Source organism: Pseudoalteromonas luteoviolacea H33-S (assembly GCF_001625695.1).
In the GTDB taxonomy this organism is placed as follows: domain Bacteria; phylum Pseudomonadota; class Gammaproteobacteria; order Enterobacterales; family Alteromonadaceae; genus Pseudoalteromonas; species Pseudoalteromonas luteoviolacea_B.
This window is the reverse complement of sequence record NZ_AUXY01000086.1, coordinates 64,083-76,083: the sequence shown is the minus strand read 5'-3', so window position 1 is coordinate 76,083 and position 12,001 is coordinate 64,083. Positions and strand designations below refer to the sequence as shown.

Sequence of the window (12,001 nt, the reverse complement as noted above, 5' to 3'; positions counted from 1 at the left end):
AATATTTAGGAAACAAGGCCTCTGGTACGTAAGAACCTGCTAGTATATTTTCTTGCAATGATGTTAGCTTCTCCCTTTCAATTAAAATTGTGTCTATAAGGGCTTGCTTGCCTGAAACTGTTAAATCTTCAGATTGATAAACATCTTTTTCTAGTAGGCTGAGCATATCCGCACGAACACCTGCTTCTTTATACTTCAGAAAATCGATTCCAAGACTGCTAAATAGTAAGGCTTCATTAACCTCATCAATCTCAATATCAACTTTTATCGCGATATCTTTTATTTCTATAACAGATTCTTCAAACAGCTGAATTTTCTGGTTTTTCGCACTTTGACTTTTATCTACTCGCTCTCTGGCATTAGGCAAGACTTGTTCATAATAATATCTCTTCGTTTGATCACTGATATCATCAAAGTTGACATTTAAAGACAACGCCATTAAGTGTTCAGGGGCGCTGTGGTTTGGTTTCTCAGTCAAGACCCTTTGCATTACAGAGGCAAAACTGGCGTGCTTTGTCACTTCATTACGCATTGAATGTTGTTGAGCCTTAACAAAAGGCATATGCTTTAACACTGAAATACTACTCATGGATATCCTTATTAAGTGGTCATTTTAACTATGATGTGGATATGACTAAGGTTTGAAATCTATTGAATCAAAGCGTTTTTTAATTTCGCCTTTATGATCTGTATTTTGCTCTAAATAGGTGCCTGCAAGCATTTCCTCTCGTTGTAGCTCCAACACTTCTCTCCTTTCATTCAATACACTTTTGAGCTTTTCTTTATCACTAGTAAGTAATGTTTGAGAACTATTGATGTCTTGTTCCATGAGGTTGAGCATATCAATGCGAACCCCCATTTCTTTATATTTTAAAAAATCAATGCCGAGGCTTCCAAATAACAGTGCTTCATTGATTTCATGTTGTTCAATTTCGACTTCAATGGGCATGTCCATAATTTCAATCATGGTTTCTTGGTACAGTTGTATCTCTTTTAAACGATCATCTTCTAGCTCTGGGTCAACACGCTCTGTAGCTACCTCAAGAGCAAATTGATAATAATCACGAGCTTGATCCGATATTTCATCATAGTTTCGGTTAAGAGAAATTGGCATAATGAGGTCAGAATCGGTGACTTCGGGCTTGGCGTTTATTGTTTTTTCCATTAGTGACGCAAATTCAGCATGTTTTTCTATGCTATTTTGCGCCTTGCTATCTTGACTTTGAAATACCCTATTGTGATTTAACGCAGCAATTAAGCTCATTGGCATGTCCTTATCCAGCAATGTCTGTTTAACTCACTAATTGAAAGCAACTTATAGGCCAATAGATTCAACAAATATAAATAAAAGCGGGAATTTCGCTGAAGTTGCGGACGGTTAAAACCTGCATCAAAAGTAACAGGTATAAAACTCAATTATTCTTCTATAAAAGAAAATAAAAAAGGCGGCAAATTGCCGCCTCTATATCATCTTATTTTATTTAAAACTGATAGTTAAACGTCAGTTTAGCATTACGTTCATTACCTGGTAATCCACCCAAGAACATCGCTTTGCTGTAGTATGTTTCATCAGCTAAGTTTTCGATATTCAACTGGAAATGATAGTTATCAAAGTAATAAGCTGCCGCCATGTCCCAACGTGTGTAGCCATCAACAACCGCTGTTGGCAAGCCAAATGAAACATGGTTTACCGTTCGCTCGCTGGTATAATTCATACCCAAGCTAACCTCTAGGCTACCACCCATAATTTGCGGTAATGTGTGCGTTAGCCACGCACCTGCCATTTTTTCAGGCACGCCTTTTTTAGCAGATTCTCTCTTTTGGGGATCTGACTCTTGGTGACGAACAGACACTGCATCTTGGTATGTCGCATTAACATTTAACTTCCATGCATCTGCAAGTGCTAAGTTTAAGTCAAATTCAACACCTTTAGTGGTCTCATTATTATCGTATTTAAACTCCGGAATACCCGCGTTATAATCAGCGCCCTTTTGCTCATCGTAATCAGGGTTACCATAGCGTAAGTTAGTACGCTTTGTATCGAAGACAACGATTGAACCTAATAGATCCTCATCAAATGCAGTAAAACGAATACCAATATCTAACGTTTCTGACTCAGAATCTGGCTGGTTCGGCGTATCAACACCATCTGTGATTGTTGATAATACGCCATATGCCGTACGGCCTTTGCCCACATTAACAAATGCTGACAGCTCTGGCATGATTTGATAATTGATACCAAATGTATATGTAAGACCTGAATCATCAGTATCGTTCTCTGGCTTCATGCCCTTAACGCGATCGGTGCCTAAATGCTGGTATTTTTGCTCGATAGTCGTGTATGCAATACCTGCGCGAGCAGTCAAAGCGTCTGTCAAATACAGTACTTCTTGAGCGCTAATACCATATGCTGTTAACGACTTATCATAGTTACTTCTTACTAGCGGATCGTAATCCATAAAATCGCCAGTACCCCAATTCGGGTTGCGAATATCTAGGATATAAGGGATCGCATTGTCTGATTTCGTACCATCGGCATCATATGCAGACCACTGCTTAAAAGACATATCTCGGTTTTCGTAGTTCACACTGAATAAGTGCTCACCGCTGATATCACCGTAGCTCCAACCAAGTTGCAAGTCCGCAAAGTATTGCCATGTATTTTCATCCGACATAGCGCGACGGTACTCTTGACGACGCGCTGAATATGGGTGAACTTGACCATCTTCAGTTAATAATGGTGCGCGCGGATCTGCATTGATAATAGAACCATGCGTTCGATCAGAGCGCTCCCAATAAACATAGTTGTATGCACCTGTTTGACGCACTAACTCTGAGTCATATTGACGCCATAATACTTGCTGGGTCAGTGTTGACTCTTCACCGATGTGCCAATCATGACGGAGCTTAAAGCGCAGCTCTTGCCCTTCGTTTGGTGTCGAAAGCGGAGATACCAAGCTTGAATCGCCCAAATCAATCGGTCTAAGACCATCATTTGTCGAAATAGAAGTAGCTAGTTGCTCACGCTGTGCATCGCTTAGTTGAACCCCTAAAAACTTAACATTACCATCTTCGTCAGTTGTAAACTTGCTTTCATTTGGTAAGTCAGATCCAGTCAGTGCTCTTGGGTCGCCGTTGATACTATCCCAATTAACGATACGAACCGGATCACCAACAGAGTCTACTTGAACAGCATCATCAATATAAGCCGCTGAAAATAATAAAGCGTGATCTTTTGAAGCTTCAAACTTCAAGCTTGCGTAAACTTCGTCACGATCTTGCTGTAAATCACGGTAACCATCACTGCGCTCGTGGTTAAGTACCAGGCGGTATGCTAAGTCGTCAGTAATTGCGTTGGTTGCATCAAGCATCAAACCGTAGGTATTCCAGCTGCCAACTTTAGTACTAATTTGGTAAGCTTCTTCAAATTGAGGTTTTTTCTCAATAAGGTTAACCACGCCGCCAGCAGCACCAATGCCATATAGACCCGTAGCAGGACCTTTTAATACTTCCATGCTCTCGATGTTAGTCATTGAACGAGTTGGGTTGTAGTTGTTACCAAGGCTTGCACCGCCGTACATGCCATCGTACGTATAATTCACGCCTAAACCACGAATAGCAAGGTTGTCACCAATACCATAGTTGTTACCAGCCTGAATGAAACCACTCACGTTTCTGATCGCATCTTGCAGCGTATTTGCTGTTTGTGAATCAAGTAAATCTTTATCAACAATAACCACTGCTGCAGGTGTTTGCATTAGGGCCATGTTTGATTTAGTTGCCGTGCCTGATTCTAAAATCAAGGCGTTGTGTTTGTTATAAACGCTAATGCGCTCAATATCGTCTTGAGCCTTGTCAGCAGCTTGCGCTGATGCAACAACACCACCTAGTAAAGCAACTTTAACCGCAGTTGCAAGAACACTTTTTGAATTCAGTGAACGAGAGAATTGCATATTACACTCCATACATCGCAATATGATTGTTTATTCGCAGAGAGCGCGCATACTAACAGCGATAGCAAATGATAACAACTCTCATTTGCGTTTAATAAAAGTTACCAAAGTTAATGCTTGTTACGAATAAAGCCAAATACATCCTTAGTGTTTATATTGAGTGAACATTTGTTCTTAATGGTGTGTATTTAGTTGAATAGATAATTCTCAATGTTATATATGTATATTCGGTTAAATAGCTCGTTACTGGTCATAGGAGGTTGAAATCTAGTTATTTTTATTATCGCAAGCAGCTGACTTAACCAGCTCAATGTAATGCAAGACGCTTTTTTCATCTTCCTGTTCAAAATGTGTATGAAGCGAGATTAGGGAAACAATTCTGTCTAACCTAAACTCTCTGTAAGCATTTCTCAGCAAGCAAAAGGAAATTACAGTCCATTTCCCTCCCCAGTAAACCAGACCTAACGGCTCAATGGTTCTTTCACTTACATCGCCTTTTACATCTTGGTAAGTCATCAATAGATGGTTTTTGTTTTCAATAGCTCCTCGTAGCATCTTATTATGCGCTTGACACCTGTCGTCATGCCTATAACCCAGTGCATAATAGGGGAGATCATCATTTATCTGCTTCATTTTAGTAGGCAAAACCGCTTCTATCTTTGTGATAGCGGATTGGGCATACTGGGCTTGCTCTGGATCAGAAAATGCTTCGAGCATCCGGCTACCAATTAGTAATGCTTGAAGCTCCTGCACCGAAAACATCATGGGCGGCAAGTCACACTCACTGATCAAATAACCTATCCCCGCCTCACCTTCTATCGGTACGCCAGACGTTTGTAAATTTTGAATGTCGCGGTAGATTGTGCGCTCAGAAACATCCAACCTTTCAGCTAATTGCTTTGCCGTCACTGCAACCTTGCGGCCTTTGAGCAAATTGACTAATTGAAATAATCGCTCTGATTTATGCACAATCTTCCTCCTTTAATTAAGCATCACAGCTTTTCGTCAATACAGTATGGTGGCTGATCCCAACTGATTCTTTATCAACTAGTGCACAATAAGCTTTGCATACTGGTGCCTCTTCAAATGTAGCTTGCATTTTTTTATTATCTTCCAAGGTTTCCCAATAGCTGATATCAACAAATGTATCAGTATCCGCTTGGTGCGCCAACGAACGATATAAAAAGCCGGGCTGCTTGGCTACAAACTCTTCAAAATCAGCACTTTTTTCCAGCATTCGCTCTGTAGATACACCTTCAATTAATTTAAAAGTAACGATTTCAATTATATTCTGCTTCATGGGTATAGCTCCTTTTGTTTGTTGGTTCAATTAGAGCAAAAGGCGCTGACAAGGAGCGTCAGTAGAGAGTAATTGATGATAATCAAAGTGGATATCTATTCATCCTGAGTAGTGCTTACAATACGTATGGACACAATAAATAAAGGCTCGACAGCGCTGAAGCGCGACAAACCTTAATAGCAAACAAGCATTTAACGTAAGTGCTGGCAATTTATTTCGGCGACCACTCTTTACTTGATTATCTACTCGGATAAAGTGTGCCATTTTCATAGATGGTCTTCAGCCAGCTTTCGTAAAACTGCTGCGCATATACTAACTCTTGTTCAGTCATTTTCGGATATTGCTTTTGCTCAAGCCATGCATGACGATTGTACACTTCGCCATCTTCAGTAATTTCCATAAGCAGCTTATTCAAAGCATACGCCTGCGCGAAACTATTTTGTTCTAGCTGCTGTGAGTAATGCATGCTTGATAAAGTCATCATTGCTTTTTCACTTCCATGTTGCGCTGCCTGATTTAAAAACGCCCACTTTTTTTCTTTGAAACGAGAGCGTTGTGCAATATATTCATCTCGATGTTCGCGATTAAAGCCTTGCGTCTTCATATAATACTCAGCCGCTAAGTTACCGAAAGCCTCTTGTGCTGCAACAAAGCCACTATTTGCCGCCTCTTCAAGATACCTTGCATAAGATTGCTTTTGCACCTTTGTGATCCCTTCGCAATAGTGAAACTGCCTGATGACATTATCAGCGGCCGTGCCTGCATCACTGTATGATGCGATTTCCTCTAGTTTAGCTTGTAGCGCATCACTATTCTGTGGCGCAAAAACACAAAACTTAAAGTTCATTGCAATTATATATTTTGCTTCTAAGCTCCCTTTTTGTGCTTTGGCTTTTAATGTATTCAAGTGCTCCTTAAGTACACCTGACACATGCCAAATAGGCCGAGACATCACTTTAAGCTCCCCAGTGTGTTGTGCCGTCGTTATTTCAACCTCTTTGAACGCTGGTATTGTCGGTATTACACTTCCCTCAGACAAAGCTTTTGGCGTTACTATTGGCCCATCAAGTTCAGTCGACTGATTCTCTTTATCAACCCCTTGAATGGGGTGGATGAATACCCACATTGCAACAAAAGCTAAGCTGAATATACCAGCCAATAATAGCCACCGAGCCTTATTCAAGTTCATGAGTATGCCTTCTATCTCAAGCACACAAAATCCTTTTGAGAAATGAATGCTTATTGTCATCTATTAAATTGTTCGGCTAGCGAGTAAACGATATCGAAACAAGGAAACTTCAAGGTATGATAAAAGGCTTGTGAAATATCACAAGCCTTTGCAAGGAAATTAAATGATTCTTACTTTTTGCTCTTTTATGCAAAAAAATCAGAGTTAAAGTGATAATGCACAGCCCCCCAAAATTCAACAACTCGGGAGTAAATAAAGAATCGCATTCACTTTAAACTCTCATAAACTTAAACTGCTATAAACTCAAAAAATAACACTCATAACACAGAAACACTGATAGAAGGCTAGCATCTAACATTAATAACTTTATACATAAACTTATTATTTTACGTCTAAATTACATCATAAAAATTGCTCTATCTGTAAATATAAAGCAACTACATCAAAATTAATAAAAATTTTCTTCTGATAGCAAAAACATAAAAAAGCTTAAAAAAGAGACTACAACAAACTTAAACGGGAGGTAATTATTAATACGTAGTAACAAAAGAAGGATCTAAAAAATTTACGTTTTACTCTACATTATTGGTTACGGAAAAAGCGGGTACCTCCCCTCCAATATAGGTGAATTTTTTTTGATGTAAGTAGGCTTTAAATAAAACCTTAAATTTAAAAACGGCCTTTAATTACTATATATAGCAACTAAAGGCCGCAAAAATACTGAATTAAATATGGACGCAACACAAACTTTTGAAATTTAAAAGCTTGCTACACCCACATTTAAAATACCTAAAAGCTCATCGATAGAATAAGCAGTTAGTTTTAAGTATCTTACTGCTGCACACAATATAATCTAGCTTGCTGATCACACCCTACATTCACCGAAGATCTCCATTCTGATCCAAGCGAGCTAACACTACCTGTCCTGGCTCCTTGTGACGCGTATGGATCATAAGAAGATGCCGTTCTAAAACCAGCGCAAGCGTTCCACTGATTTCGCCAACCTGATGTAGTCATATTGGTCCAAGCGTTACCAATGACGACGTCTCCATTTTCATCAATGCTGATCGGGTTTTGCAAAACAGTCCAATCACTAAACGCACTCACTTTATCTGCAACTACCTTACCGTCAGGGCGATAATAAGTCTTTGAGCTGCTAACGTAATAGTATCCATAATTAATCAGCGCTTTATAGGTGCCTGATGGTACTACATTGCTAGAATCTGCTGCCGCCTGACATTTGGCATGCGCACCATCCAAACCTCCTAGGTCGCCATTGAATGTTTGACTAGTCGAAAATATTATTTTTGCTTCAGCTGGCGCGTTGCCTTCTACAAAAAGAGCCCAATTTTCTGTATTAACATTTGGTGCAGTGGTCTCACCATACGATACATCTTTCAAAGCAATATACATATTGCCATTAAAAGTGAGTCTTGCTACTTCACCTTTTATATATGAATGCGCTGACGACCAGACTAATTTAGCAGGGTTAAACCTCACAACATTTGCAGTCGCATTATCAACATCAGTTTTATCGGCTTTTAAGTTCAGTGCTGTATTCACGTCAGCTTGATTTGCTTTTAGCGCAAGTGCATTGTTGACCGCTGTTTGATCTGCTTTGCCTGCCAATGCGGTATCCATATCTGCTTGATTCGCTTTTAGAGCAAGTGCACTGTTAACCGCTGTTTGATTTGCTTTACCAGTCAACGCTGTGTCCATATCTGCTTGATTTGCTTTCAGTGCAAGTGCAGTGTTGACCGCTGTTTGATCTGCTTTGCCTGCCAACGCTGTGTCCATATCTGCTTGGTTCGCTTTTAGAGCAAGTGCAGTGTTAACCGCTGCTTGATCTGCTTTGCCTGCCAACGCTGTGTCCATATCTGCTTGATTTGCTTTTAGAGCAAGTGCAGTGTTGACCGCTGTTTGATCTGCTTTGCCTGCCAACGCTGTGTCCATATCTGCTTGATTTGCTTTCAGTGCAAGTGCAGTGTTGACCGCTGTTTGATCTGCTTTGCCTGCCAATGCTGTATTGACTGTATCTTTGTCTGCTTTAGCCACTAATGCTGTATCAAATACCGTTTTATCGACTTTAGTTTCAAGTAAACCAGTCACAGTAATCGTGTCAGCTTTCAACTCTAAACCAGAGTTAAACTCCGCTTTGGTCACATAAACTGTCATATCAGGTAAATCTGCTTTCAAGGCAAATTGCGATTCATCGTAACTTGCACCTTTTGCAAGTAACTGCCACGGCTGCTGCAGATTACCTTGCGGATCTGTTGGCGGTACAGCTACTGTGCTTTGTGTTGCAATATAAGCACTGCCCATATAAGTAATAACATCGCCAGCGTTGAATTCAGTAACTAAATTATAGCCTTCTGCAATGAACTTAATGCCTGTGTCGCCTTTCGATGCAAATAGCGCCCATTGTGCAGTCGCGTCTTTAGGTGACAGATTCGCTTGCTCACTTGCTGGGATAGCAACTTTTGCAATGTATGCACTGCCTTCAAAAGTAACCACATCGTCTAATGCATAAGCTGATACAGAAGACCAAGCACCCACAACTTGCAGACCTTTGTCACCCTTCTCACCTGGTAAACCTTTTTCACCAGGTTCACCTTTTTCGCCGGGCTCTCCTTTTGCACCATCCTTACCGTCAGCACCATCTTTACCATTAATGCCATTAATACCATTTTGGCCAGGCTCACCTTTTTCACCAGGGTCACCTTTCGCGCCTGGGTCACCCTTCGCGCCCGGCTCACCTTTCTCGCCTTTCTCACCATCTAAACCGTCTTTGCCAGCAAGACCAGAGCCAACGCCGTTAAATAGTAATAGCCAGCTATCATTTGTATTTGAAGGGGGTAAGTTTGGCTCATCACCTTCAATAACTGCAGCTATCGCCATACGGGCAACATAAGCATTATTTTCGTGAACAACAACGTCATCAATGACATAAGCCTCTGATGCACTCCAATTGCCTTTAATTGATAGGCCGCGATCACCTTTATCGCCCTTATCACCTTTGTCGCCCTTTTCACCCTGAATACCTTGGATACCTTGGATGCCTTGCTCGCCTTTTTCACCCGGGATACCTTGTATACCCTGAGCGCCAGGATCGCCTTTCTCACCTTTCAAGCCCTGTATACCTTGGTCGCCTTTTTCACCCGGGATACCTTGAATACCCTGAATGCCAGGGTCGCCTTTCTCACCTTTTTCACCAGGTAAGCCTTGGTCACCTTTTTCACCTTGGATACCTTGTGCACCAGGCAGACCTTGGATACCTTGAATACCTTGGTCACCTTTGTCACCTTTAGCACCTGGTGCTCCAGGCTCACCTGGAAGGCCTTGAATACCTCGTTCACCCTGCGCACCATCTAAACCATCTTTACCAGCTAAGCCGGAACCAACGCCATTAAATAGCAGCAACCAACTATCATTAGTATTTGATGGTGGTAAGTTTGGCTCACTCCCCTCGGTAACAGCTAGTACAGCAATTCGTGCAACATAAGCATTATTTTCATGAACAACAATGTCATCTACACTATATGCATCTGTGGCGCTCCAATTACCCTTGATGACAAGGCCACGGTCACCCTTATCACCCTTATCGCCTTTTTCACCCTGAATACCTTGGATGCCTTGGATGCCTTGCTCGCCTTTTTCACCCTGTATACCTTGGATACCTTGGATACCTTGAATACCCTGGATACCTTGTAAACCGGCATCACCCTTGTCACCTTTCTCACCTTGAAGGCCTTGGTCACCTTTGTCACCTTGGATACCTTGCGCACCTGCGTCGCCTTTGTCTCCCTTGTCACCTTTCTCACCTTGCAGGCCTTGGTCGCCTTTTTCACCAGGAATACCTTGAACACCCGGCTCACCTTGTAGACCGCGTTCACCCTGAAGGCCTTGCTCTCCTTTCGCTATCAGCAAAGTCCATACGCCTGGTGCAGCAATAGGAGCCAAATTAATATCACCTTCAACAACCGGGGCAGCAATTTCAATCACAGAAATGTATACACTACCTTCAAAAGAAACTACATCGTCAACGGCATATGCAAGGCTACCATTCCACTCACCTCTAACTTGTAAGCCGCGATCGCCCTTTTCACCTTGGATACCTTGCTCACCCTGAACACCTTGTTCACCTTGAATACCCTGTTCACCCTTTTCCCCAGGGATACCTTGAATGCCTTGCTCACCTTGTGCACCAGGAATACCTTGAATACCCTGCTCACCCTTTTCGCCTTTTTCACCAGCAGTACCAGGAAGGCCCTGTTCGCCCGGGAGACCTCGCTCACCAGGCAAGCCTTGAATACCTTGCTCACCTTGTGTGCCCTGCTCACCTTTAGCAACCAATAAAGTCCACACATCAGGCGCTGATACAGGATCTAGATTGACTTGTTCTTCTTCTGGGGCAGTAATAGCTGCAACAGCAATGTAAATACTCCCCCCAAAAGAAACAACATCATCCACTGCGTAAGCATCGACATCACTCCATTGACCTCTTACCTGAAGGCCTTTGTCACCTTTTTCACCTTGAGCACCCGTGTCGCCTTTTTCACCTTGAGCACCCGTGTCGCCTTTTTCACCTTGGGCACCCGTGTCACCTTTTTCACCCGGGACACCTTGAGCACCAGGAGCACCTGTTTCACCTTTCTCACCTTGAGCACCTTGAGCACCTGGTTGACCATCTTGACCATTAATACCATCTAGGCCATCTTCACCGCGCAGTCCCGTTGTATCACCTAACCATCGACCATTTTCATCGATTACCACATTTCCACCGACAGACACAGACGTTGCATCTACTTCGCCTTCAACTTTACTGGCTACGTCTGCATAGTAAGCACTAGGTGCAGTATCTATGCTCAGGCGAGGCGACATTTCAGTGTCGTCACCAACAGTAATACCTAGCTCTAAATCTTTACTCTTAAAAACCGAAGCATCAATTGGGTTATTTTCACCAAGTCTAATAGAGTAAGCCCCATCAACAACTTCAACATTTTGTGTTGACTCCCAGACAACTTGATCTTGAGAGTAAAGCTTAAATGTCATCGAAACTGTGCCATTCACAGCTTCCTGTGTATTCGAGTTTGTTAATGTACCTTGATGATTAAGCTGAGCTGCAATAACTGGTGCAGACATCACACTCACAGCTGCAAGAGCAACTGCAATAGCATTTTTAGTAAACATATATTCCCTTTATTTATTCTTTGATTAATTTGTTGCAGCGTTTGATAAGCTATAGTTTTCAGAGCTTGCTTTTTGAGTAACAATTGAAACTGATGCAGCTAAGTCATGGGCACCAGAAGTTGTCTCCTGAACTCGACTACCACCTAATTTAGACGTTTTTACATTGTGGTCTGCTACTTTTTTGCCTGGCTCAGGATCAGGTTTGGGCTCTGGCTGAGTAATAGGTGGGCTTCCTGGATTATTATTGGATGCTTGGCTATCACTGCCACCACATCCTGATATGCTGACGCAAGCGAGCAGCGCCAAAGTAAAGTAATGTAATCTTTTCATTTTAATTGTTTTCCTTCATTAAAAATAACGTTCATCAAT

The 12,001-nt window shown here is 41.8% G+C and carries 8 protein-coding genes; all 8 read right to left on the bottom strand.

Annotated features, from left to right (window positions below):
- Window positions 1-589: hypothetical protein (locus tag N477_RS17210; RefSeq protein WP_063363491.1), on the bottom strand; the 589-nt coding region annotated here is incomplete at its 3' end.
- Window positions 590-634: 45 nt separating this feature from the next.
- On the bottom strand, window positions 635-1,264 hold the full coding sequence (locus N477_RS17205) for a hypothetical protein (RefSeq protein ID WP_063363492.1): 630 nt from the start codon (window positions 1,262-1,264) through the stop codon (window positions 635-637).
- Window positions 1,265-1,481: 217 nt separating this feature from the next.
- Complete coding sequence (locus N477_RS17200; RefSeq protein ID WP_063363493.1) at window positions 1,482-3,953, bottom strand: TonB-dependent receptor; 2,472 nt, start codon at window positions 3,951-3,953, stop codon at window positions 1,482-1,484.
- Between the two features lie 267 nt (window positions 3,954-4,220).
- Complete coding sequence (locus N477_RS17195) at window positions 4,221-4,922, bottom strand: helix-turn-helix transcriptional regulator (protein WP_063363494.1); 702 nt, start codon at window positions 4,920-4,922, stop codon at window positions 4,221-4,223.
- 16 nt (window positions 4,923-4,938) lie between these two features.
- A complete protein-coding gene (locus tag N477_RS17190) occupies window positions 4,939-5,253 on the bottom strand; it encodes an antibiotic biosynthesis monooxygenase family protein (RefSeq protein WP_063363495.1) in 315 nt (104 codons plus the stop codon).
- 238 nt (window positions 5,254-5,491) lie between these two features.
- Window positions 5,492-6,442 carry a hypothetical protein gene (locus tag N477_RS17185; protein WP_063363496.1) on the bottom strand — a complete coding sequence of 317 codons (951 nt, stop codon included), beginning with the start codon at window positions 6,440-6,442 and terminating at the stop codon, window positions 5,492-5,494.
- 831 nt (window positions 6,443-7,273) lie between these two features.
- Window positions 7,274-11,632 carry a hypothetical protein gene (locus N477_RS26605; RefSeq protein WP_063363497.1) on the bottom strand — a complete coding sequence of 1,453 codons (4,359 nt, stop codon included), beginning with the start codon at window positions 11,630-11,632 and terminating at the stop codon, window positions 7,274-7,276.
- A 24-nt stretch (window positions 11,633-11,656) separates the two neighbouring features.
- The gene (locus N477_RS17175; RefSeq protein WP_063363498.1) at window positions 11,657-11,962 is read right to left on the bottom strand and encodes a hypothetical protein; all 306 of its coding nucleotides are present in this window, start codon (window positions 11,960-11,962) and stop codon (window positions 11,657-11,659) included.
- Between the last annotated feature and the right edge of the window lie 39 nt (window positions 11,963-12,001).

Bases quoted from the DNA above. Each gene is read 5' to 3' on its own strand.
- N477_RS17205 (WP_063363492.1), bottom strand. From the start codon at position 1,264: ATGAGCTTAATTGCTGCGTTAAATCACAATAGGGTATTTCAAAGTCAA.
- N477_RS17200 (WP_063363493.1), bottom strand. From the start codon at position 3,953: ATGCAATTCTCTCGTTCACTGAATTCAAAAAGTGTTCTTGCAACTGCG.
- N477_RS17190 (WP_063363495.1), bottom strand. From the start codon at position 5,253: ATGAAGCAGAATATAATTGAAATCGTTACTTTTAAATTAATTGAAGGT.
- N477_RS17185 (WP_063363496.1), bottom strand. From the start codon at position 6,442: ATGAACTTGAATAAGGCTCGGTGGCTATTATTGGCTGGTATATTCAGC.
- N477_RS26605 (WP_063363497.1), bottom strand. From the start codon at position 11,632: ATGTTTACTAAAAATGCTATTGCAGTTGCTCTTGCAGCTGTGAGTGTG.
- N477_RS17175 (WP_063363498.1), bottom strand. From the start codon at position 11,962: ATGAAAAGATTACATTACTTTACTTTGGCGCTGCTCGCTTGCGTCAGC.